Origin of the sequence: Exiguobacterium aurantiacum, from assembly GCF_024362205.1 — a bacterium.
GTDB classification, from domain to species: Bacteria; Bacillota; Bacilli; order Exiguobacteriales; family Exiguobacteriaceae; genus Exiguobacterium; species Exiguobacterium aurantiacum_B.
Window position 1 is genome coordinate 710,112 of the sequence record NZ_CP101462.1, and the last position, 24,825, is coordinate 734,936.

The window sequence follows — 24,825 nt, forward strand, 5'->3', positions numbered from 1 at the left end:
GGAGGGGATCAGCATGCAGATTTATTGGACGCCCATTCAACAAGTCGTGGAGGAAGCGCAAGATACATATACGTTCAAACTGGAACTGCCGGCAGACTTCACGTGGGAAGAAGGGGCGCACACGCACTTCGCGCTCGAGGGCTTCAACAAGGAAGATAGACCGAACCGGACGTTGATTCGGCACATGTCGATCTCGACGTTGCCGCATGAAGGCGCGATCGGCATTACGACGCGGGTCAAACCGGAATGCTCGACGTTCAAATCGATTTTGCGCGATATGAATATCGGGGACAAGGTCGCCATCTTCAAGACGCATTCGAACGTACCGCTGAAGCGGGAAGGGAAGAACGTCTATCTGCTGTCGTCGGGTGTCGGCATTGCGACGTTCCGCCCGCTCGTACTCGCGTATTTGGTGAACGGGGAAGGTGTAACGCACCTCCACTCGTTGAACGTCGACTCGTCGAAAGAATATCTGTTTAACGATGTGTTCGCGTCAACGAATGGATTCACGGCCGAGTTCGTCGACAATCGTCCGGACTATTACCAGCGGGTTGAGACGCTCGCCGCAGACAAAGACGGACTGTTTTACCTTGTCGGCAGCGATGACTTCTTGCATGAGACGATTGCCAAGCTGCGTCAAAATGGCGTGACACCGGACCAAATTATGCTCGACAAACATGACTTCCAAATGGAAGACTTCTTGAAGGCCTGACGCTTTGGAAATGTGTATACAAAAACCGCTCATTCGAAAATAATATCGAATGAGCGGTTTTTGTATTGTTTTATTTTACTAGTTGGTTCAGGAGCTCTATCATGTCTTCCTGTACAAATGATCCAAGTGATTCGCTGAATGATTTGGTCATATGGTTACTATCGCTGAAACCGACAATATTACCTACTACAGGTCGGCAGACGTCATCTTCACAGATGTAATCTGAATAGTCGTAATAGTATACATTGGACGGTTTATTTTCTAGACGTTCCCAATCGCTCACTGCTGGAAGTGTTTTTTCACGTTCCACACTACATTCTTCAGCATCACGCCCAAATTCGGCTAGGCACTCCGGAACTTTTCTGTCAAAGAAAGGCGTATCTCTTATAGCGAACACAGGAATATCTTGTGACTCTAAAGCACGGAACTGTTCGACGTAACCTACTGGCACTTCTTTGCTATTCTTTTGACCGATGTCTGCCGTTGTGACGACTAAATCGACTTCTGCTTCAACAATCGCATCAATAATTTTCTTGTTCCATTCATTGCATTCTGGATAATCGCTGCGACTCTCTGTACTGAGTCGGCAAGCGCTTTTCGTCATGTTAACAAGAAGTATGTTCTCTTCTTCAATAAATGTGTCAAGTGCAGGGTGCCAGTGACTTGAGTGTGAGCCACCGACAAGTGCCACCTTATATTTAGGATTTTCAGTATCTCCATACTCACATGTGACGACGTCCGTTTCAGGGACGCCAACATGACAACCGTCAAAAAATGGAATTGGACGGTCTTTCGTAATCTCAGAGTCAAACGGAATATACGGACGCTCAGGCGTATCCTTATAGGCATCGGTGAACACAAGCGCCCCTGGATAATCTGGAGACGAGGCAAGTGCAAGTTGTTCTTGTTGTTCTGCCTCGATTTTCAATTGCCAAGCAAAATTGAGAGCAAGGACAGGGAGCATAAAGGCGAGCAATGCCCCGATGACCTTTGGATGATAGTTCGTTTTCGTCTTGATTTTGCGAATCGGTCGCTCGACAATCGAAGTTGTCACATAAGAGAGCGCGAGTGACAACAAGATGATGAGAATCCCATCCACGATCGACACACGTTCTACTCTAAAGATGGCGTAATAGAACATGAGCAACGGCCAATGCCATAAATAAAAACCGTAAGACAAACCACCTAGTTTAGCGAGTGGCTTCGAACCAAGAAAACGTTGGACGCCATAAGTGCCACCGTTCTCACCGGAAACTAGAATCATAACAGCTGCCATCGTCGGCCATAATGCGACATAGCCAGGGAATACGCCGCCAACGTCTAACACGACTCCGACAGACACAAGTGCAAGGAAACCGAACCAACCCACAACTGTCGAGACCAGAGGGGATAAGCGGATTTTTGTAATGGTTAAGAAAAGAATTCCACCTAGTGAGAACTCCCATACACGTGCGAACGTGTCAAAATAGGCCCAAGGCTGGTTGTATTGGGTCATCCAAATTGAGTAAGCAAGTGAAGGGATGAACACGGCCACAAAAATTTTCAATAGCGTAGGCTTAATATCTGTCGTTTGCGTGCGCTTTACCCAAAAAATAGCGAGCGTGATGAGGAAGAACCAAATCACATAAAATTGCGCTTGAATGGACATGGCCCAAAAGTGTTGGACAGGGCTCTTATCATTGGCTGAATCTAAATAGTCAACCGCACTAAACGCAAGCTCCCAGTTTTGAAAATAAAGTGCAGAGGCCAACAGTTCCTGTACGGTCTGATCCCATCGTATGGTCGGGAGGACCACATAACTGATGACCGTCACGACGGCTAATACGAAAAAGGCTGCCGGGAACAGACGTTTAAATAAGCCGAATAAATAATCAAAAAAGTTAACGGTACCGAGACGACGATAGCGCGATACGAGTGAGGCAGTGATTAAAAATCCTGAAACGACGAAAAAAACATCGACGCCTCCGGAAACTCGGCCTAACCATATGTGATAGACAGCTACAAGGAAGGCTGCTACCGCTCGAAGACCCTCAATTTCAGGTCGAAACTTTTTTGGTCCCTGAGGCGCAAGGGGTTTTGTTTGCGAAGATTGTGTGTCCATAGTAACTCCTTTATTCCAAAATTAATCGTTGATTTTTTCACTATTTACCATAATAGCACATTCCCACAATTCGACAACGATTGCGCCTAAATCGTTATCATTTAGAAATATATATGACGATAAATAGATTCATTGGTTATGTCTGGAGTTGGGTATTCACTTCACACTGCTCAAAAAATCGTAAAAAGATATCGCGACCGTTCGGGGTCCCAATCGACTCAGGGTGGAACTGGACGCCGTACGTCGGGTGCGTGGGATGCTCGAGCGCCATGATGACCCCGTCACGCGTTCGGGCCGTCACGGTGAGTTCCGTCTTCAAGACGACGAGCGAATGATATCGCATGACCTCGCACTGATTCCCGTCAAACAAGACGCTCGGTGTCGTCTCAATCACGGACGTTTTCCCATGCATGACTTGTTCGGCCCGGCCGACCGTGCCGCCAAACACTTTGGCGATGACTTGATGACCGAGACAGACGCCGAGGATGGGGATGGTGCCGGACAAGGTGCGGACGACGTCGAGCGAGACACCGGCATCCAGCGGACTACCTGGACCCGGGGAGATGATGATGCCGGTCGGATTGAGGTCGCGGATCGCGTCGACCGTCAGTTCATCATTGCGGACGACCAATACGTCGCTGAACCGGGCGACATCTTGATATACGTTATATGTGAACGAGTCGTAGTTGTCGATGAGTAGAATCATGCGAACACCTCCAAGAGTGATTTGGCTTTATGCAGCGTCTCTTCATATTCTGACACCGGGTCTGAGTCGAAGACGATACCGGCACCGGCCTGGACGTAGGCCGTGTCGCCTTGAACGACCATCGTCCGGATGGCGAGGGCGAAATCGTAGCCGCCTCGGACGTCGAGGTAGCCGACGGCCCCGGCATACACTTCACGTTTCAAAGTCTCCAGTTCGTCGATCAGTTGCATCGCCCGAATCTTCGGGGCGCCCGAGACGGTACCGGCCGGGAGACAGGCCCGCAACGCGTCAATCGGATTCAAGTCGTCGCGCAGTTCTCCTTCGACCTCGGAGACGAGGTGCATGACGTTTTTAAAGCGTTCGACTTCCATCTGTTTCGGAATCGTGACCGAACCGACTTTGGCGACACGGCCGATATCGTTGCGACCGAGGTCGAGGAGCATCCGGTGCTCGGCGAGCTCTTTCTCGTCTTGAATGAGATCAGCGGCGTGACGCACGTCCTCTTCGACCGTCTTGCCGCGAGGGCGGGTGCCGGCGATCGGGTTCGTCGAGACACGATTGCCCTCGACACGGACGAGACTTTCCGGGGACGCCCCGAGGACGATTGCCTCGCCGAGGTCGATATAGAACAAGTACGGGCTCGGGTTCTGTTTTCGGAGTGTCCGGTAAAAGTGGAACGGGTCGCCGGTGAACGTCGCGTCGATGCGCTGGGACAAGACGAGTTGGAACACTTCACCGGCGAGGATGGCTTCTTTCGCCTTCAAGACGCGTTCGACGAACTCATCTTTGCCGGTCAACACCCGTTCACTCGTGCGGACGACGGGTGCGAGTTCGTGTGTCTTCGCCGTCTCGAGGGCCCGTTTGACGTGGTGGAGTCGCTTCTCAACATCGTCATCCCCGGTGTCGATCACGATGACCTGTTCTTCGATGTGGTCATAGAGGACGACCGTTTCATAACGTTGGAACAAGGCGTCCGGCAAACCGCGTGTCTCGCTCGGGATGTTCGGAATCGGTTCATAGACGCGTTGCATATCATAGCCGATATAGCCGACGGCACCGCCGATGAACGGATAAGGGGCGTCCGCTGTATCTCGCGCAACCAGTTCCGACAATAAGGCGAGCGGATCGTCCGTGTGCATCGTGCCGGACGCGTCGGTCACTTCGTTGCCATTGGCGCGAATCGTCTCGACCGGATTGGAGGCAATAATCGAGTAACGGCCGTGCTTGCCTTCGGTGCGGCTCTCGAGCAACACTTTCCGTTCGCCTTCTAAGCGGTGAAAGATTGCCACCGGTGTTAGTTCGTCGCCGTTGATGATCAGTTGTTTCATATCGATAACCTCCTTATAATTTGAAAGAAAAGGGGAAACTATGATGCACATCTTAAAACCGAATCAATTTTCAGGAGATGCGCTCACTGAGCACATCGAGCTAGAAGAAGAATTAAGTCCGTTTCTGAATCAATCGGACGAGTTGAACCAAGCATATTTCGATGCCGTGATACGAAAAGCGAAGGGATTGTTCGACACCTTGTTTCCACACGGTGAGGCCTTTACGCTCGTGTATCATGTTTATGGCGATCATCCTGGCAACACCGGTATGTTCCGATTGATTCGCGACAAGTCTCTCCGCTTTCAGACGGCGGTGATTCGTTCCGAAGAAGAGGAGGAGACGCTCAGGACGTATATCGTACCCATTGCCGATCGAGACCAGCTCCGGATAACTCGTTTGTTGGAGGCGATTTGTCACCAAGACTTTCAACCATTGAGACCACGACTGCGTGGCTGGGCCATGTCGTATCCTGCCGTTCAGTTCATTCATCAGAAAGCAGGACATGTACTATTTGTTTATGATGACCGCGGTGCCTATATCCGCGGGACATCACCCGAACACCTCCAAGCAATTAAACAAAAAATCTCCCCGCCCCTCATGCCCGATCGGACATGAAGGACGAGGAGATTTCCCCGTGTTGCCACCTTCGTTGAGAGACTTCGCGTCTCCCCACTCATCGCGAACCATCATTCGCTATCCTCGGTAACGGGAGGACCCGTCAGAGCCTACGTATCGGTCTGAACGCTCAAAAGTCCATTCACATGAGACACGTCACCGGTTCGCATCGACCACCGGCTTTCTGGAGACGTATTTTCACGCTACTCTTCTTTCTCATCGCGAGTTCATATGAAGATTATCGTTACTTTAACGGGATGAAGCGAGAATGTCAATATCGAAACAGGTAATTGTTATGAGTGAGAAGAATAGTGATGTAGATAGGCACATCGAAAGTCGTATAGGATGACCTCATTAAGAGGTGGGCGACTCTGCCAGACGAGTATGTTATGATGGACGCGAAAGGTAGGTACATCAATGGAAACACTTAATTTGAAACAACTTTCTGACAACCGGGCCGAGCTACAAACCAAGGGTGACCTTGACGCGATGCGTGACATCATGCACGAGGAATTTCGCTATGTCGATTCGAGCGGGCGTCAGTTTGATAAAGAAACATTTTTAGATCAGTTCGTTGACCCGGCGTCGGTCCAGTGGATTTCGCAGGACACAGTCACATTTGACGAGACGGTTTCAGGGGAAATCGCCCTCATCCAAATATTGCTTGAAGAACGCTTCATTCTTGGTACGAATGCCTATGAGGGCCGGTTCTGGGTATTGCACGTCTATGTGAAAGAGAATGACAAGTGGCTCTGGCAAGGCGGACAAGCGACGATGATCAACGAACTATAATAGCATCTCCAAATGACGATTATCTGATAAAATTAGATTTCGAATCTGATTTTGAAAGATAATTTAAATTTGGAGTTTTTTTTGAAACTTTTTTTAAAAAAAGGTAAAAGCGTTGATTTAAATCATATACTATTTATTGAAAAGAAATATAATAAACGCTATAAAGTGCTGTTGTAGAGATAGGAGGCAACGAGAGTGAAAAAAATAATCATTCTCTTATGTATGTTTTGGGGTTGGAACACTTATGCATCGGCTGAAGATACTTTGATTGTTGAACGAAAAATAGGAGAGCCTCTTGTAGATGAAGAAATACTTTATGAAGGTATTGATCGTGTAATCGTATCAATTCCTGCCCCTTCTATCTCTACGAAAACGAATGTAGAACAGTTAGATGAAGTCATTGGCGTTTCGGAAGATAATGTCATCAATCGCGAAGGGGTAGTTAGTCGATATCAACCTTACATCGGTTCTTTAAACATCTCACCAGTCTGGTTGAATCATCGCGGAGAAGGTGTGACTGTCGCGATCATCGATGATGGAATCGATGTGAATCACCCAGAGTTTCGGGGTAAAATCATTTCGCCTTACGATGCGACGAGAGATGTTTATCGAATTGTGGATAAAGGTGTACATGGAACGCATGTGGCTGGAACAATTGGTTCAACCTTTGATGACCAAGGAAACGTCGGAGTCGCTCCAAACGTTAGTTTGATGCCGATTGATGTGTTTGAAGGTGACGACTCTTCTATCTCAGATGTGTTAAAAGGAATTCATCATGCGGTTATAAACGGTGCAAGAGTTGTCAATATGAGCTTTGGTACGTATGAAAGAAATACGGCTCTCGAATCAGCTATTCGTGACGCAAGACGTAAAGGCCTGGTATTTGTCGGAGCAGCAGGTAACGACGATACGGATGAACGCTTCTATCCGGCGGCATACAGTGACGTCCTGGCTGTAGGAGCCGTAACCGTGGATGACCAAATTACAGACTTTACGAATTATGGCACGTATATCGATGTCGTTGCTCCCGGTGAAGATATTTATTCAACGCTACCGAACGGACGCTATGGATTTATGTCAGGCACGTCGATGGCAACACCTATTGCTTCAGGAATAGCCGCGCTACTCATCTCGAAAGAACCAAAACTATCACCTGGCATGGTATATGCAAGGTTGAAAGCAACCGCGGTTGATTTAGGAGAACCGGGCAAAGATGTGCTATATGGCTATGGCAGAGTTACAGGGAAGGCCACCAATTTCTCATTGTCTGATTTCAATCTTTTGCGAGACATCAGTCCCCCAGTCAAGCCGTCATTAGGTAAACTAACGAACAAGAGTACTGCCATTATTGGAAAATCAGAATTAGGAAGTACCGTTCAAATTTTCTATCGTGGAAAGATGTACACACAATCTGCGAACAATGGCTCATATCGAATGAACGTATCAAAATTGAAAGTAGGCTCACAAGTGACGATTGTTGCCCGTGACAAAGCCTTCAACCCGTCCCTTCCTATTACGCGAACTGTATTTGGAGTATTCGATAAACCAAGCTTCCAGTCCGTATCGTCCACTTCGTCAATCATTCGAGGAAGTGGTAAAAAATACGCCACTGTTCAAGCATTCGTTGGAAATAAACCGATTAGCCGTGTTGTAAGAATTAAGGGTAATGGACAGTTTTCAATTTCTATACCGAAACAACGAAAAGGAAAAGTAGTCGAGGTAAAAATGAAATCACCACTCTACTTATCTGAGAGTTACCCCCTCGTAGTCCGATAAACAACAAGCTGTGGTGGAGTATACTCCGATATCGGATGATTTCACAGATCAAAATAAATCACACAGCGTAAACGTAAGATGACTCATGATGACAGTGAGTCATTTTTTTAATGGTCATTTCTGTAAAAAACCTTCGTTCATGTAAATGATTGGAGGTTTTTTTAGGTAATTGCGAAAGTGAAGAAATATTTAGAAAATAAAAATAAAAAATCAAAAAAATAATAAAAGAGTTCTTTTTTATTTATGCTATATTTATCATGTAAGCAAATTTTTTGGGGAGGTAGATTTATGAAGAAAAAATGGATGGTCACTTCACTTGGCGCGACACTCTTGTTTTCAACAATTTCGCCAACGATGTCAGCTCCGGTCGAGGCCAGTCAAGTAAAGTCATCGGTCATTTCTTTAGGTTCTACAACAGTAAAGCAGGGGAAGCTTATACTACCAAAGTCATACAAGTCGGAAACAATTTACTGGTATAAATCGAAATTTAACGAGAAATTGATAGGGAAACCTCAGGTTATTAATGGTTACACAATCAACTCAAAAAAACGTGTATCCATTAAAGTCACAGTTGAAGCCGTAAAAGGTCAAACATCAGTGGCACCCATCTCATTAGGTTCTACATATGCTTACGGGGGTAAACTTAACCTTCCAAAAACATACAAGTCTCAACCTGTTCGTTGGTATAAGTCAAAATTCAATGCAAAGTTAATTAATCAACCGCAAGTCATTAACGGATACATCGTGAAATCGAAAAAGCCAGTTTCGATTAAAGTGGTAGTGGATAACTATCCAATCAGTTTTGTTAATCAAGTCGTGAAAGTAAATGTCGAACAAGGGGAAACGGCACAACTTCCAACTCGATTGAAAGCAAAATTTGCTAGTGGTGGTACATATTTCGTTGACGTGAAGTGGGGACAGGTTGATACGTCAAAAGAAGGCATTCAAATGGTGACTGGGACCTTCACACGGAATAAAACGACCATCACAGTCAAAGCGCAAGTCAACGTTAAACCGATGAAGACGTTCAAAGTAAATATTATGCATACGAATGATACACACGGACGTGTCGAGGCATTCCCGAAACGGATGACGGCAATCAAAGAATATCGTGCCACTTATCCTGATGCATTGCTTCTTGATGCAGGTGATGTCTTCTCGGGCACCCTTTACTTCAATGAATACAAAGGACTTGTCGATGCTAAGTTAATGAACTATGCCGACTATGATTTAATGACGCTCGGTAACCATGAGTTCGATTTAGGCGGAGATGATGATGGAAACCTTGAACTTCATAACTTTGTAAAAGTACTGAAGACGCCAATCGTATCGTCAAACGTTGATTTTTCAAAAGATGACTTGCTGTCAAATCTTTATCGAAATCAAATTGCAGAAGATGCAAAAGGCGGTAAGATTTATAAAACTTATGTGAAAGAAGTAAAAGGCGAGGACATCGGATTTATCGGATTGACGACGATGGACACGGCAACAATCGCAAGCCCAGGTTCGGTTCAATTCTTGAACTATATTGAAAGTGCCAAAGCCGCGGTTGCAGAATTGGAAGCGGCAGGCGTCAATAAGATTGTTGCTCTATCGCACCTTGGTTACAACGATGATCCAAAAGTGGACAATGATTTGTTGCTTGCTGAACATGTGGAGGGTCTTGACGTAATCATCGGAGGTCACTCACACGATGAGTTGAAACAACCTGTCATCGTAAATAAAGACACCGAACCGACGGCGATTGTGCAAGCGTCAGAATATGGAAAACGTTTAGGCACACTTGAAGTCGAGTTTGATAAAAAAGGAAAACTCATTGTAGTTCATGAAGAAATCGATGGAGTCGCTACAGTCATTAAGCCAGTCGGACAGTTGGTGAACTTAGAAGGCGACATCGTAGAAGATGCGGGAGCGAAAAAAATCATCGCCCCATATAAAGCACAAATCGACGCAATCATGAAACAAGAAATCGGCGCGAACGCAACGGCGCCATTGGCCACTCACGATGAGAACAATATTCGTCTCGTGCGTAAACAAGAAACTGGAATTGGTAACTTGATTGCAGACGGAATGTTAGCCAAAGCGAAGCAACTTAACAAAGACGTCTCGGTAGCATTCACGAACGGCGGAGGCATTCGTGCCCCAATCGACGAAGGTGCCATCACGGTCGGCGAAGTCATCACGACATTGCCGTTTGGAAATACGTTGGCGACCGTGACATTATCAGGCTCGGAGCTGAAGGAAGTGCTCGAGCGATCGGTCTCGAACGCACCTAATGAACTCGGTGCCTTCCTCTCAGTCGCTGGAATGCGCTTTGAGTATGACAGTTCGCTACCAACCGGTGCGCGTGTCACTAAAATTGAAATCGACGAAGCTGGTACGTTTGTCGCACTAGATTCTGCGAAAACGTATACAGTGGCGACGAACGCCTTTACAGCAAAAGGTGGAGACGAATTCAAGACGCTCGAAAAAGCATACGCTGAGGGACGTGTGACTGACCTTGGTCTTTCAGATTGGGAAAACTTCCGGGATCATCTCGCTGGCCTTGGTGAAGTGACTCCGAAAGTTGAAGGACGCGTAGTCGATACAAAAACACCGTAATGGTTTTACCGTTTAAAAAGCCCCGTTTCCTCAAGGGGCTTTTTTTACATTCATTCCACATGAGGAGACCTATCGACCGTTTGTAGAAAAAAACTTGAAGCTTGAAAGGATTTAGGAAAATGAAAACATCACGTAGTACCCGAATCATACTAGGCATACTCATTGTCAGTTGCATGCTCGTTATCGCCCGTCCAGAGAGTTTAGGATTCTTCAAACAGGATCAGTCGCTCCAGGAACAGACGCTTCCTGTGTACATTGAAGTGATAAAGAACACGGACTCCTATGTTTTGAAAGAAGGGGAAATGGTAAAAACGGATAAGGTCGATAAACAGGAGACGTTTCGTCCTCAACGCATTAATGGACGATACTTCGAAGTCGCTTCCGGGGAATCGACCATTTATATTGAACAAGCCGATAGTCAAGTGGTGCTCCAAAACATCACGCCAAATGAAATGAATGATGACCGGCTGGCCCCGTTCATCTTGTATTACTACACGAAACAAGGTGAAAAAAACACGCCTTACTTTAACCATTCGTATGAGCTATCCAACGCGGTCTCACGAGCGGATGAGGCAATCACTGGGGCGTGGACGGTTCCGGCTCCGCCACATCAGTTAACGGTGGACGAGGTGGGCACGTTCGATTGGGTGAAACAAATCCCTTCTTCGACATCGAACTCTTTCCCGTTTCAGATTCATGGGTTTTATTTGCTTGAGACATTGACGAACGCATATATACAAAACTCGAATCAGGACTATTTGCATTACGGGCGAGATATGATTCAAAGTTGGGATTCCAAGTTTCCGATCGCTGACCGTGAATCGGCCTATAAGTGGGCTTTTGATCAACACGGCACTGCCTTGCGCACAATCTCGTTCGTTAACTATTGGAATGAATCGCGCTTTTTAATGGACACTGAGAACGCCGAATTTCACTCGCAATTGATGCGGATGCTATACGAGCACGCAGACTTATTGGCTGATGAGGAATTCTATAAAGCGAAGCACAATCATGGTATTTTTCAAGACATGGCGCTGTTGATGATTGCGGAGTCATTCCCAGAGTTGGAACGTGCTGCTGAATGGAAGCGGATTGCCAATGAGCGCTTTACGACGCAAGTGAATCAAGGTGTCAGTTCGACTGGTCTACATTTAGAACATTCACCGACGTATCAACTATTCCTCTATCAAACGTTGATTGGGATGATTGACTGGGCGGAAGCGAATGGATATACGCTCGATGCCGAAGCGAAGCGTCGTGCCCGTTCGATGCCCGAACATATGGCTTTCATGATCAAACCAAACTCAACATTCGTTCAATTTGGGGATACGTCCGGAGACGTCTTGGCACCTGATTCATTTCCTTACATTCAAAACTATCCAGAACTGTTGTATAGCGTGACTGGGGGAACCCAAGGGCAGCAGCCGACTGAACGTGTCGTTCGTCAAGACGATCAGTACGTCTTCTTCCGTCAGCACTGGGGAGAAGCGGCACCATTTGACCAAGCAATCAATTTCGCGATGACGGCTGGTTTTCATGGGATGCCTCACAAACACTTTGACGATTTGAGTATCGATTTGTACGGTTTTGGAGCGGATTATATTGTCGAGACAGGCCGGTACGGTTATGCAAGGGCGCTTGAACGTTACAGTGTGTTCAAAGGGGACGCGCACAATTCGATTCAGATTGAAGGCGAGGATTTTCCGATTACCGCCGACAAAATCGGGATGAGCCATATTACGGATGCGAAGCAACTCCCGAACGGGCAATATTTTGCGTCTGGGCAACATCAATTGATGACAGGGACGACGCATGAGCGATCTGTGTGGTACGACACACGCCAGACTTTCGTTGTTCGAGACGAATTAGCATCAGACAAGCAAAATCCCTTTTTACAACGATTTCATTTGGCACCTGGTTTTGCCGTGGTCACGCAAACGAATGACGAAGTCGTGGCGACCCACACAGATGGACGAACCCTCCATATGATTCAATTGCCTACATCGACAGTAGGTACGTTGGAAATCGGGACGAGTCATATATCGTATGCCGATTATACGTGGTTTGAGCGTAAACAATTGATCACTCGGAAAGTGATGAAAGCAGGCGATTACGTGACTGTATTACATTTAGGGAAGACGCCCGAAGATCGCGTCCAGTCGGCAGAATGGGTAGAAGGCGCGGAGGGGAAAGTATTACGTTATACATTAATGAACGGACACACGGAACAAGTTCAAGTCGATTAAATGAGAAAAAGGAGGCGTTCAACAGATGATACCGATGGATGGATTGATGTACAGGCGTGGCTATCTGGTACATGAGAAAGGAATGGCTCCTTTATCAATTCCTGAGGGGTTGTCACATTGGTACGTTCGCGACATGAAGGATTACGTCCTCATCCACGACCCATGCGTGCCATTTGACTCGGTTGTAGAAAATGAAGTGTTTTTATTGGGAACAGCCTGGCATCTCCATGGGAAACCTGTCGCGGAAGCGATGCGCTTTGCCTATGAAACGAGTGAAGCAGCATTGTTGGATGAGCTTGATTTTGTCGCTGGACGCTATGTCTTGTTTTATCGTTCTCGCTCTAACGGTTCCTTGCAAATCACACAGGACGCTCTCGGTTTAAAGAGCGTGTTTTACTCGGCTAGCAGTCGATGCCTCAGCTCCCATTATTCTTTATTACGAGAAATTACTGGACGCAAAGAGCCGTTCGAAGAAGTTTTATCTCTATTAAAACGAAGAGTGACCAATAACATGATTCCCGGTCATTTCACACCGGACCGTAACATTCATATGTTGACCCCTAACCAGGCAATGGATTTGACCACGTTTGCCTGGCAGCGAATATTCCCGCGGGAAGCGTATGAACCTATTTCGGTAAACGAGGCGGTCGAAGCGATTGACGGTGCGGTCAACGGTTTGCTTCGCCAAGTAGACCAACGTCTGCTCGTGCCGATCACCGCCGGAATGGATAGTCGCTCGACGCTCGCGTTGCTGCGCTGTGAACCGCACCATCAATATTTTACGTATGGGAAAGATGCGGTCAAATCGCTAGACAACGACATGCGAACGGCCCGAGAAATCGCGCGCACGTTTCGATTACCGCACGTGACGTTGCTTATGCGTGGAGAGTTCGGCAAAATGAATGATGAAAAAGCATTCATATCAAGCCTTCGAAAAGTAACGATACGAAGACATTCTTTTGAGATTGCCTGGCATTATTACAACCATTTTGATGATGATTACTTACATATTCGTTCGAATGGATATGAGGTGGCGCGTCGATATTATCGCCAAGCGTTCTCGTTACCGGAAAATTGGTCGGTCGAAGGTATAGCCCGGACGTTCTCTAGGTCGGCGCAAGCAGACAAAGACGTATTAGCTTTGTCAGCGCAGTTTATCGAGCAATCCCGGTTGGCGGATTATCATAACTATGACCCATACGACTTGTATTATTGGGAACACCGGATGGGAACGTGGCACGCATCACTTTTACTAGAAAGTGACCTGGCCCACGACTCGTTCATTTTAATCAACGCTCGCCACATTCTAAAACAATTGTTACATGTGCCGCTCGAGGCGCAAGAGCAGGGACTTGTCCAAAAGCGTTTGATTGAGCGATATGCACCGGGCTTACTCGAGTTCGGCATCAACTGATTGGATGAAACGAATGACGTCGTGGTAATCGTTGCGTTCGCTAGTAGGAACGGCGATGCGCGAGACGTCTCTCAATACGAGGTGTTTCTCAGAGGCGTTTTCTTCGATATAACGCAATAAAATGCGCCATTGGGCAGCAATTTTTTTGCGGAGCATCGTCGTGAGAGAGCCTCGGCTTGAATCAAGCAACGTATACAACTCTTGAACGACAGTAAGCCGTTCCGTGACCGCGAATGAATACGTCAGCCGTTGACGTGACACCGAATGTTGACGTAGGTGTCGGGTATAGACGGCGCTACTTGGCGCGATTCGAATTTCGAACGACATGTGGGACAGCAACGTGGAAAAATAGACGACGTCCTCTGCGCTCCGTAAATGATGTTTGAATGCGACAACTTGAGCAGCTTCGGTCGGAATCAATTTACAAGCCGTCATTGTCAAGACGCGATGGAGTCGGCTGAGGGCGACATCAAACGAAGGGCGTTCTCCGGCTTCTACTTGAAGGATGTCCTTCTCAATTGGACTTTCGCGTATTGAACCGTCTGGGAGAACGTCGGTCAAGTGCGCGATGGTGATCCCGAGCAACGAGGAATGCTTCAACAAATCCTCGAGATAAGTGGGTGATACAGTGTCATCAGCATCGACGAACGTCAAAAATTGGAATTTAGCTTTGGAAATTCCTGAGTTCCGCGCATGACTTACTGAAGCGACCGGTTTGGATAAAACATGTAACGGTAATGTGTCATATGTCTTCACCATGTCGATTGTGCCGTCATCAGGGCCGTTTACGACTAAGATCACTTCAAATAACGTGAAGTCGAGTGTTTGAGACATTAGGCTGTTTAGCATAAACGAAAGGTATTCCCGACTTTGATAGGCAGGTAAGATAACACTGACGCCGAAAGGGCGCCGGCAAGATTGTTGAAGACGCTTCATAGATTCATTCATCGACGGCTTCCTGCAATTGAAGCGCCGCTGCCAATGCGGCCTCAAGGTGGACCTGTGTCGCTTGTTGTCTTTCAAGTTGTCGACGCAAGTCTCGAACGACGTGACGATGATTCCGCGCATGTAGTCGCAACCGTTCATTTTCTATCTGAAGGTGTAGCCGTTCACTCGCTAATACTTCTTGTGAAATCAACAGATCATCTATCGTGTGACGCAATGAGCAGAGCTCCAACGACAATTTTTTCTCGTTCATGACAGCCTCCTTGTACTTGATGAAAATTTGCTTCACTGTATAAAATTTGCTACGATACGAAAGATAATGTACAAAAAATCGAATGTGACGTAAAAGGAGAATTCATAGACAGATGAATTATAAAAAAATTCTCAACGATTTGACGGAGCACGTCGCGTGGGCGCAAAGCGAAACGCGCCGCGTGAATGCGATGAGTCATCTAGACTCTGAATCTTTGAAACGGATTAAACGGTTGCCGCGGCTCGACTATTCGTTGGACCAATTCAGAAAACGAAAAGAACGCGCCCCTAAAAAATTGGAGATCGTTCAAAAATACCATAATGCCAGCAATCGCCATTACATCGCCCAGTTCAAACAGTCTATGGCGCTCATCGGTGACAGTAACGGATCGCGTTACTATAAAGGATTGACGAAACCGAACGTCGCCATCGTTTGTTCTGAGTTTATGTACGAATTTTATAAAGATGCGATGAATCTTCATTACGTCACCCCGACAAACGCAAAAGATGTTTTCGCCGAACCGATCGACTTCTTCCTCATTCTAACATCTTGGAAAGGACTATATGAAGACGAATGGCGCGGGATTTCAAACCCTGACTCTGAAAAGCGTGAAGCGCTCTATCAAATTATCGAACACGCAAAATCGCGTAACGTTCCCGTTGTCATGCAGTCGACAGAAGATCCGAGTAACTACTCTCGCTTTATCGGAATCGCTCAACGGAGTGATGTCGTTTTCACAGGAGATGAAGGGAAGATTACAGAGTATAAGTTGGATTGTGGGCATGACCGTATCGGTGTCCTTGAGTTTGGAGTGAATCCGAAGCTGCACAACCCGATTGGTACTCGCTCTGTCGAGAAAATTGACGGGGCCTTGTTTGCTGGAAGTTGGATGGAGAAATATAGCGAGCGGACGGAAGATATCATGAAGTTGTTGAATGGTGTCTTATTGGCAGATAAACGACTCGACATCATCGATCGCAACTATTCGCTTAACGACCCACGCTACCATTTCCCGGAAGAGTTTGCCCCGTACGTCGCGCCAAGCGTCAACTATGTAGAATTGCAAAAGTTAAGCAAAAGCTATGATTGGGTATTAAACGTCAATAGCATCAAGTATAGCCCGACGATGTGTGCCCGTCGCGTCTATGAATCACAGGCGCTCGGGAATTTGATTTTGTCGAATTATAGTGTTGCCGTCAATAATTATTTCCCGAATATCTTTATTGCGACGAACGAAGCGGATGCGGAGTCGATGATGACGATGTTCACAGCGGATGAACGTTATGAGCATCAAATGCATGGTGTTCGAAACGTGATGTCACACCATACGGTCTACCATCGTCTTCAAACGATCATGAGCGCGTTGGGTCACACCGAATCAAATCTTGATAAGTCTGTACTCGTTGTAGGAAGTGGTCAAAACTCAATCGTCCAACGAGATTTTGAACAGCAATCCTACTCGAACAAGACATTTGTCCGCGAAGAAGAGGTCACAGCAGAACTTGTTACGGCATACGATATGGTCGCCTACTTCAATGATCAGTTCGCATACGGCCCATATTATTTAGAAGATTTAGTGAATGGCTTTAAATATACAGACGTGGATTTCGTCACACAAGTGGTATATAAAGAAGGGCATGAATGGAACGAAGGAATCGAGCATAGCTACACTGATTCGTTCACGAGCCGTTACACGACGCTGTTTTGGACCGCAACAGCCCCTTATAACGTCATTTCCGGACAACAGAAAGACCATGGCTTGAAAGGCTATGCAATTGATCGCTTTAGTTTAGAAAGACGCATCGCTCAAGAAGACGCCGAACAAGAAATCCGTACGGATTATAAGATGACAGTCATCATTCCTGTGTATAACAACGGGAAATACTTATACAATAAGTGCTTCTTGAGTTTAAAGCGGAGTTCGATGTTCAAAGACATGGAAATCTTTATCGTGGACGATGGATCTTCCGACATTGAGACGTTGCGACAAATTCGTCAAATCAAAGAAAAACACGCGAACGTCACGACGTACCTTTATGAAATGGGTGGAAGCGGTAGCGCCTCGAGACCACGGAATAAAGGTGTTGAAATGGCGACGACCGACTATATCGTGTTCCTCGATCCAGATAATGAGGCGACGGAAGACGGTTATGCATTCCTCTACCAATTGATGGAGCAAGACCCGGATCTCGATTTTGCGACAGGTCACATGAAAAAGTTGGCGGAGAAAGAATCTCCAATCATGTTGCCTAAATCTTATCAACAAGACCAACTTGTTTTAAACGACCCACGCCAATATTTACTCGATCACAACTTCAGTGTTCAAAGCATTCAGGCGATGGTTATTCGTAAATCTTTCATTGAAGCACACCAGCTTGAACAAGTTGTCGGCGCTGTCGGTCAAGATTCGCTGTTCTTCACGGAAATGATGTTAAAAGCCAAAAAAGTGTTATTGGTGAATAAAGTGATTCATGACTACTATGCTGCAGTCAGCGGGTCGACCGTCAATGCGATTACCGCCAAGTATTTTGAGAAGTGTCTGTTGCGCGAAGAGGCTCGGGCCAAAGTATTCAAAGAAGAAAAAGTGCTCGATGCCTTCAATAGTCATCGTTTTGAAGTCTTCTTCGAACTTTGGTATTTGCGCCACTTGAAACGAAGTAACCTGCAAGACTTTAAGCACAACGTCACGATTTTGTATAAGATTTATGAATTGTTCCAACCAGAAACATTGAAAAACGAAAAGGTAGCCACATTCGTTGAATTGTACGAAACGAATCAGTTTGAACAATTAGCGAAACAATTTGGGCCTGAGCAATGAATATGGAGGAACGGACAATGACAGATCATAAAGATGAAGTAAGCTTATTGCGTGAAAATAATCAGTTAAAAGAAGAGAAAGTCACGTTGGAGATGGAGAAAGAACTGATTTACTACCATTACGAGGAATTATTAAAACGCTACGAAACGCTATCTGCACTCTCGCAACACATGGCGAAAGAACTCTCGGAAATTGCACCGCGTTACGAGGCGTTGAATAAATCCAAACTGACCAAAGTGACGCGGAAGTACTGGGAATTGAGACGGAAGTTACGTCGCAAATGACACACTACTTTTTGTGACAAGACAGACATGACTTTGTTATTAGTTTGTAGTTGCTTCTAAATAAGGCGCAGAGTATAATTGCTATTGTTTTAGCATAGAGAAAAAATAAATGAAACAATTCATTAAAAAATGAACAGTACTTTGGAGGTAACGACATGAAAGTTTGTACTATTGGTTTAGGATATATTGGTCTGCCGACATCAGCCGTCTTTGCACAATACGGGGTGGACGTTGTTGGTGTTGACATTCATCAATCGGTTGTCGATAAATTAAACCGCGGAGAAATTCACATCGAAGAGCCGGGTCTCGGAGATGTTGTAAAATCTGTAGTTGAAAATGGTAAATTCCGCGCTTCGATGGAACCGGAAAAAGCTGATGCGTTTATCATTGCGGTACCGACACCGAATAACGATGACGAGCATAAGTCATGTGATTTAACATATGTTCTTGACGCCACTAAACGTGTCTTGCCTCATGTAGAAAAAGGTAACGTCATCATTGTCGAATCGACAATTGCCCCACGTACGATGGATGATTTTGTGAAGCCGCTTGTGGAAGAGGCTGGATTTGTGGTTGGAGAAGATATTTATCTTGTTCATTGCCCGGAACGTGTTCTTCCAGGTCAAATTCTTCATGAGCTCGTCCACAATAACCGGATCGTCGGTGGATTAACACCAGCTTGTGCGGAAGCAGGAGCACGTGTGTACGGCACTTTCGTCGAAGGTGAGATTATTAAAACCGATGCGAAAACGGCAGAGATGTCTAAATTGATGGAAAACACATTCCGAGATGTAAACATCGCGCTAGCGAATGAACTTGCGAAAGTTTGTAACGCCCTCGATATCAACGTTCTTGACGTGATTGAAATGGCCAATAAACACCCGCGTGTAAACCTCCACAGCCCAGGGCCTGGTGTCGGTGGACACTGTCTCGCTGTTGATCCTTACTTCATTGTTGCGAAACAACCCGAACATGCGAAGATTATTAAATTGTCACGTGATACAAACGTATCGATGCCGGCATACGTTGTGGAAAACGTTCAAAAATTGATTGGTGACTCGAAAGATGCCAAAGTCGCTGCCTTCGGCGTGACGTACAAAGGAAACGTTGACGATATGCGCGAGAGTCCTGCTGTGGAGATCATCGAATTGATGCTTGAGCAAGGGATGAACGTCGCTGTTCACGATCCACACGTGGAAGTGTCATCATCGAAACATTTTGAGCTCGTCTCAAAAGAAGAGGCATTGCAAGACGCGGATATCGTGCTCATCCTCGTAGACCACAATGAATTTAAAGAATTGGATTTTGCTGAATTGACATCAATGATGCGTCGTCCGATGATTTTTGACACACGAAATATTGTGAAAGCCGACCAAGATGAACAAGTTGATGTCGTGAACTACGGCAACCTCTATTCTTTTGTGAACAAGGCTAATCTCACTGTCTGAGAGGTGGGCTTATGTTAAAAGCTCCTAAACAAATATATTCTGAAATTCGGGAGAGTCTCTATTTAATATTGAGACTCTCTATGTATGAAACAAAAAGTATGTATTCCATGCAATACTTAGGGTTTCTATGGGAATTGGTGACACCGATTCTTCAAATCTCGGTCTACTGGTTTGTCTTTGGCTTCGGTATCCGAGAAGGAAGAGACATAGACGGTGTCGCATTTTTACCATGGTTGGTCAGCGGAATCATTGTATGGTTTTTCATCAGCCCAGCAATTACGACAACTGCCCGTTCCGTGTACTCGCGGATCGGGCTCGTTTCTAAAATGAGCTTCCCTCTTAGTACGATTCCTGCATACGTGTTACTATCGTTGCTTTATCGACATTTCGGAATGATTGTTGTCAGTTTCGTTTTGCTTGCTTTCTTCGGCTATTATCCGGGGTGGCATACGTTCTGGTTGATTTACTTGTTGATTAGCGCTGTCGCACTGCTTTATGCGCTCGCACTGTTAACGTCGGCCTTGACTACAATTATCCGCGACTTACAAAACTTGCTTATGTCTGTTATGCGAATGATGCTCTATTTGACTCCAATCTTTTGGCTACCTACGGGATGGGTTCAACAAGTACTGCAATTGAATCCTCTTTACTATCTCGTGGAAGGGTATCGTTCGATGTTTCTTGGCACAGATTGGATTGTGGAGAACTGGGAATGGGGCATTTACTATTGGGCCATCGTCATTGTTTTGTTCTTCGTGGGTTCAAACGTTCATATGCGTTTCCGTCGTTACTTTATCGATTATATTTAAGGAGGGTATCTCATGACGTCACAGGTGAAATTTGAAAATGTCTCTAAGCGCTATACCCTCTATAGAAAACAGAGTGATAAGTTAAAAGAGGTGTTTACGGGAAAGACGAATGGCACCCAATTCTACGCACTTCGGAACGTAAGTTTTGAGGTACCTCCTGGCGAGGTCGTCGGGATTATCGGCATTAACGGGTCTGGTAAATCGACGATGTCCAATTTGTTAGCGGATGTCATGCCCCCGACACACGGGCAAATCACATTGCGCGGGAAAACGGCATTGATCGCCATTTCATCTGGACTAAACGGTCAACTGACTGGGATGGAGAACATTGAGCTAAAAGGTTTGATGCTCGGGATGAGTAAAGAACAAATAACCGAATTGACACCTGAGATCATTGATTTTGCTGATATCGGCGAGTTCATTCATCAACCCGTCAAAACGTATTCGAGCGGGATGAAATCACGACTTGGATTTGCCATCTCGATTAATATCGATCCTGACATTTTAGTGATTGATGAAGCGTTGTCTGTAGGTGATCAAACGTTCACCGACAAATGTTTGACGAAGATGAACGAGTTTAAGGATCAAGGCAAGACCATCTTCTTCATCAGCCACTCTGTATCTCAAGTCAAACAATTTTGTACACAGGCGCTGTGGTTGGAGTACGGAGAGATTCGTGAATACGGTCCTGTTGAAGAAATTGTCGGAGAATACAACAAGTTTTTGAAATGGTATCGTCAATTGACTAAATCGCAACAAAGTCAATATAAAGAAAGCAAATTGACTCAGCGTACGACTATCGTCGACTCAAATGATTTAGGAGAAACGATCGTGTTACCAAGAACTCAACCAACAAAGGAGATGACGGGATGATTAAAGTAATGACTGTTTTTGGGACGCGTCCTGAAGCAATCAAGATGGCCCCCCTCGTACTTGAATTGAAGAAACGTGAAGGGGTAGAACCGATTGTTGTGGTAACAGCGCAGCATCGACAAATGCTTGATCAAGTCTTAAACTTATTTAAAATCACACCGGATTACGATTTGGATATTATGAAGGACAAGCAAACGTTGTTTGATGTGACGACACGGGTCCTTCACGGGATGGACGATGTCATCAAAGAAGCTAAACCGGACATTGTGCTCGTACACGGTGACACAACGACAACATTTGCGACTTCACTTGCGGCATTTTATAATCAAACGGCCGTCGGACATGTCGAAGCAGGTCTTCGGACTTACAACTTGTATTCGCCGTTCCCAGAAGAGGCGAATCGACAGTTGACGGGCGTTTTGGCAAATCTTCATTTTGCACCGACTGACGTTTCAGCTGGGAACTTGGTGTCTGAAGGTAAGCAGCAGGATATGATTTACGTTACCGGAAACACTGCGATTGACGCATTGAACACGACGGTAAAAGATTCATACACGAACCCGATTCTTGACGAGATCACTGCACAAGGACGTCGTCTCGTCTTGTTGACGGCACACCGTCGTGAGAACCTCGGAGAGCCGATGCGCAATATGTTCCGTGCCGTTCGTCGTTTGATTGAAAAGTATGAGGACATTGAAGTGGTCTATCCGGTGCACATGAACCCCATCGTGCGCGAACTCGCGAACGAAATTCTTCACGATCTAGACCGCGTACAATTGATCGAGCCACTCGATGTCTTCGATTTCCATAACTTTGCGGCGAAATCACACTTAATCTTAACGGATTCAGGTGGCGTCCAAGAAGAAGCACCATCGCTTGGTGTCCCTGTCCTTGTGCTTCGTGATACGACGGAACGACCAGAAGGTGTGGCAGCAGGTACGCTTAAGCTCGCAGGTACTGAGGAAGAAACCATTTTTGGATTAGCAGACGAATTGCTATCGGATGAGACAAAACATCTTGAGATGTCGAAAGCTTCAAACCCATACGGAGATGGACAAGCTTCAGCACGCATTGTTGATGCGATTTTGACGCACTTCAATAAATAAGTCCTCTCATGAAGGAGTAATCACTATGATGATTCGTAAACGATATATCCGTCCAGCTATTTACCACTATTTTCCGATGGGTGATAAAGACATGATGCACGCAACGGAAGAACAGTACCGGACAAAAATCAGTTTTCGCGATTACGAGGCATCTTCCTCGTTGTACGTTCAAATGTTCGATCAAAAATTTGACGTGCCACCGAGTAAAATTTATCGTCCTGATGCAAAATTGATGGATGCCAATCGTTTACTCGTGGAAGGCAGTTTTGAAGCGAATCTTCCGATTGGAACGCGTATTGAAGTCTACTATATGCAATACAACAAAACGAAACGGATTGCGAACTTGAAGAAACGGTACAATTTGAAGAGCGATACATTCTCATTCCGAGAGGAAATCGAATTAGAAAAAGGTGCTGAGTTCTTTAAACTCGCATTCAAGTTTTATTTGACGGACTCATCGTATGAAGAGCCATATATCATGATGAATGACGCATGGCTCTCCTTGTTCGCAGATGAACCATTAGATGAGAAGGATGAGGAAGACGAGGAGGACGACGCAAATGTTATTTAGTTCATCGGTATTTCTATTTTATTTCTTACCGATTGTGCTTGGTTTGTACTTCGTGTCTCCCCGTTTTTTAAAGAACTTCGTATTGCTCGCGGCAAGCTTGTTCTTCTATGCATGGGGCGAGCCAAGGTTCGTCATGATTATGCTCGTCTCCATTTTGATGAACTATATGTTCGGGCTTTGGGTCGATCGATACCGACATGACGCCAAGCGTTTAAAAGCGACGATGGTTGCGATGGTCTTAGGAAATATCGGTATGCTTGGCGTCTTTAAATATGCCAGTTTTTTCGTGGAAAACACGAATTCGCTGTTCGGTCTGAATTTGAATGATCCAGAAATCCCGTTACCAATCGGGATTTCATTCTTTACATTCCAAGCGATGAGTTACGTCATCGACGTGTATCGGGAAGACGGAAAAGTTCAAAAGAATCCCCTAAACCTTGCGCTCTATATCGCATTATTCCCGCAGTTGATTGCCGGCCCGATTGTTCGTTATCAAACAGTGGCCGATGAAATCAATGATCGTCGCGAAACGTTAGACGATTTCGTTTCGGGCATTCAACGGTTCGTCATTGGACTCGGTAAGAAAATGATTTTAGCAAATAGTTGTGGCTATGTAGCAGACCAAGTGTTCAATAGCCCAGCAGGCGAAATTTCAACGACGTTAGCATGGATTGGTATTATCGCATACTCGTTACAAATATACTTTGATTTCTCGGGTTATTCAGATATGGCAATCGGACTTGGCCGGATGTTTGGTTTTCACTTTCTTGAAAACTTCAATTATCCGTACATCTCAAAATCAGTCTCAGAGTTTTGGAGAAGATGGCACATTTCACTCGGAAGTTGGTTCCGGGACTATGTCTATATTCCGTTGGGTGGAAATCGTTCCGGCCCGTGGAAGACTTATCGTAACTTAGCGATTGTGTGGACGCTTACTGGAGTATGGCACGGTGCAAGTTGGACGTTCGTCGCTTGGGGTGCCTACTATGGGATTTTCATCATGCTTGAACGAGCATTTCTCGGGAAATGGTTGGCCCGGATTCCAGCTGCCTTGGCTCACCTATTTACATTGTTTGTAGTTGTCATCGGTTGGGTATTCTTCAGAGCAGACAATTTCCCATACGCCATCGAGTATTTGCAAACGATGTTCGCGTTAAATAACACGCCGTTGTTTGATTCGACGTCTCAGTTTTATTTAATGCAGTATGGAGCTGTATTGTTAATCGCTATGATTGCGGCTACACCGATTCCGAAATGGCTGACGATGAAGGTTCTAAAATATGAGGTCGAATCTGCGAATGTCTCTTATCGAATCTTTACAGGTTTGATTCGAGCAGCAGGGATTTCACTTTTATTCGTCATCTCCATTTCATTTATCGTGTCCAGTACCTTCAATCCGTTTATTTACTTCCGTTTTTAATCAAAG

At 45.7% G+C, this 24,825-nt stretch carries 19 protein-coding genes, 1 pseudogene and 1 other annotated feature; of the genes and pseudogenes, 15 read left to right on the forward strand and 5 right to left on the reverse strand.

Annotation, left to right across the window (positions count from 1 at the left end; genetic code table 11):
- Positions 1-13: 13 nt before the first annotated feature.
- Positions 14-712 (forward strand): dihydropteridine reductase, encoded by a 699-nt coding sequence (locus NMQ00_RS03780; protein WP_255178000.1) that lies wholly within the window; start codon positions 14-16, stop codon positions 710-712.
- A gap of 70 nt (positions 713-782) precedes the next feature.
- Here NMQ00_RS03780 and NMQ00_RS03785 read toward each other — a convergent pair whose 3' ends face one another.
- From NMQ00_RS03785 to trpE, 3 genes are all read right to left on the reverse strand, one after another.
- Positions 783-2,813: an acyltransferase family protein gene (locus NMQ00_RS03785; RefSeq protein ID WP_255178001.1), complete on the reverse strand. Its 2,031-nt coding sequence runs from the start codon at positions 2,811-2,813 to the stop codon at positions 783-785.
- A 136-nt stretch (positions 2,814-2,949) separates the two neighbouring features.
- Positions 2,950-3,519 carry an anthranilate synthase component II gene (locus tag NMQ00_RS03790; protein ID WP_255178002.1) on the reverse strand — a complete coding sequence of 190 codons (570 nt, stop codon included), beginning with the start codon at positions 3,517-3,519 and terminating at the stop codon, positions 2,950-2,952.
- Positions 3,516-4,847, reverse strand: coding sequence for an anthranilate synthase component I (trpE, locus tag NMQ00_RS03795; protein WP_255178003.1), 1,332 nt, complete (start codon positions 4,845-4,847; stop codon positions 3,516-3,518). The genes NMQ00_RS03790 and trpE overlap by 4 nt, the downstream gene beginning before the upstream one ends.
- 43 nt (positions 4,848-4,890) lie before the next feature.
- On the opposite strand from trpE, the gene NMQ00_RS03800 reads away from it, so the two are divergent.
- The 6 genes from NMQ00_RS03800 (at position 4,891) to NMQ00_RS03825 (ending at position 14,292) form a co-directional block, all read left to right on the forward strand.
- Positions 4,891-5,463 carry a DUF3885 domain-containing protein gene (locus NMQ00_RS03800; protein ID WP_255178004.1) on the forward strand — a complete coding sequence of 191 codons (573 nt, stop codon included), beginning with the start codon at positions 4,891-4,893 and terminating at the stop codon, positions 5,461-5,463.
- Positions 5,460-5,692, reverse strand: a binding site (T-box leader). Its footprint overlaps the gene before it by 4 nt.
- A gap of 188 nt (positions 5,693-5,880) precedes the next feature.
- Positions 5,881-6,255, forward strand: a complete 375-nt coding sequence (locus NMQ00_RS03805; RefSeq protein ID WP_255178005.1) for a nuclear transport factor 2 family protein — start codon at positions 5,881-5,883, stop codon at positions 6,253-6,255.
- A 195-nt stretch (positions 6,256-6,450) separates the two neighbouring features.
- A complete protein-coding gene (locus tag NMQ00_RS03810; protein WP_255178006.1) occupies positions 6,451-8,031 on the forward strand; it encodes a S8 family peptidase in 1,581 nt (526 codons plus the stop codon).
- A gap of 288 nt (positions 8,032-8,319) precedes the next feature.
- A complete protein-coding gene (locus NMQ00_RS03815; RefSeq protein ID WP_255178007.1) occupies positions 8,320-10,632 on the forward strand; it encodes a 5'-nucleotidase C-terminal domain-containing protein in 2,313 nt (770 codons plus the stop codon).
- Between the two features lie 302 nt (positions 10,633-10,934).
- Positions 10,935-12,878 carry a heparinase II/III domain-containing protein gene (locus NMQ00_RS03820; protein ID WP_255178008.1) on the forward strand — a complete coding sequence of 648 codons (1,944 nt, stop codon included), beginning with the start codon at positions 10,935-10,937 and terminating at the stop codon, positions 12,876-12,878.
- 133 nt (positions 12,879-13,011) lie between these two features.
- Positions 13,012-14,292 carry a hypothetical protein gene (locus NMQ00_RS03825; protein WP_255178009.1) on the forward strand — a complete coding sequence of 427 codons (1,281 nt, stop codon included), beginning with the start codon at positions 13,012-13,014 and terminating at the stop codon, positions 14,290-14,292.
- Here NMQ00_RS03825 and NMQ00_RS03830 read toward each other — a convergent pair.
- The gene (locus tag NMQ00_RS03830) at positions 14,269-15,240 is read right to left on the reverse strand and encodes a glycosyltransferase family 2 protein (protein ID WP_369696452.1); all 972 of its coding nucleotides are present in this window, start codon (positions 15,238-15,240) and stop codon (positions 14,269-14,271) included. The two genes, NMQ00_RS03825 and NMQ00_RS03830, sit on opposite strands and share 24 nt — an antisense overlap.
- Positions 15,233-15,490, reverse strand: a complete 258-nt coding sequence (locus NMQ00_RS03835) for a hypothetical protein (protein WP_255178010.1) — start codon at positions 15,488-15,490, stop codon at positions 15,233-15,235. Before NMQ00_RS03835 ends, NMQ00_RS03830 begins: the two co-directional genes overlap by 8 nt.
- A gap of 112 nt (positions 15,491-15,602) precedes the next feature.
- Here NMQ00_RS03835 and NMQ00_RS03840 point away from each other — a divergent pair, with 112 nt between their 5' ends.
- From NMQ00_RS03840 to NMQ00_RS03875, 8 genes and pseudogenes are all read left to right on the forward strand, one after another.
- Positions 15,603-18,308, forward strand: coding sequence for a glycosyltransferase (locus tag NMQ00_RS03840; RefSeq protein ID WP_255178011.1), 2,706 nt, complete (start codon positions 15,603-15,605; stop codon positions 18,306-18,308).
- Between the two features lie 17 nt (positions 18,309-18,325).
- Positions 18,326-18,592: a hypothetical protein gene (locus NMQ00_RS03845; RefSeq protein ID WP_255178012.1), complete on the forward strand. Its 267-nt coding sequence runs from the start codon at positions 18,326-18,328 to the stop codon at positions 18,590-18,592.
- Between the two features lie 155 nt (positions 18,593-18,747).
- On the forward strand, positions 18,748-20,040 hold the full coding sequence (locus NMQ00_RS03850) for a nucleotide sugar dehydrogenase (protein ID WP_255178013.1): 1,293 nt from the start codon (positions 18,748-18,750) through the stop codon (positions 20,038-20,040).
- Positions 20,041-20,051: 11 nt separating this feature from the next.
- A complete protein-coding gene (locus tag NMQ00_RS03855) occupies positions 20,052-20,849 on the forward strand; it encodes an ABC transporter permease (protein WP_255178014.1) in 798 nt (265 codons plus the stop codon).
- A gap of 12 nt (positions 20,850-20,861) precedes the next feature.
- Positions 20,862-21,638 (forward strand): annotated as a pseudogene (gene tagH / locus NMQ00_RS03860) (teichoic acids export ABC transporter ATP-binding subunit TagH); the annotation flags it as partial.
- Positions 21,639-21,718: 80 nt separating this feature from the next.
- On the forward strand, positions 21,719-22,828 hold the full coding sequence (wecB, locus tag NMQ00_RS03865) for a non-hydrolyzing UDP-N-acetylglucosamine 2-epimerase (RefSeq protein ID WP_255178015.1): 1,110 nt from the start codon (positions 21,719-21,721) through the stop codon (positions 22,826-22,828).
- Positions 22,829-22,853: 25 nt separating this feature from the next.
- A complete protein-coding gene (locus NMQ00_RS03870; RefSeq protein ID WP_255178016.1) occupies positions 22,854-23,399 on the forward strand; it encodes a hypothetical protein in 546 nt (181 codons plus the stop codon).
- On the forward strand, positions 23,389-24,819 hold the full coding sequence (locus tag NMQ00_RS03875) for an MBOAT family O-acyltransferase (RefSeq protein ID WP_255178017.1): 1,431 nt from the start codon (positions 23,389-23,391) through the stop codon (positions 24,817-24,819). Before NMQ00_RS03870 ends, NMQ00_RS03875 begins: the two co-directional genes overlap by 11 nt.
- Positions 24,820-24,825 lie beyond the last annotated feature (6 nt).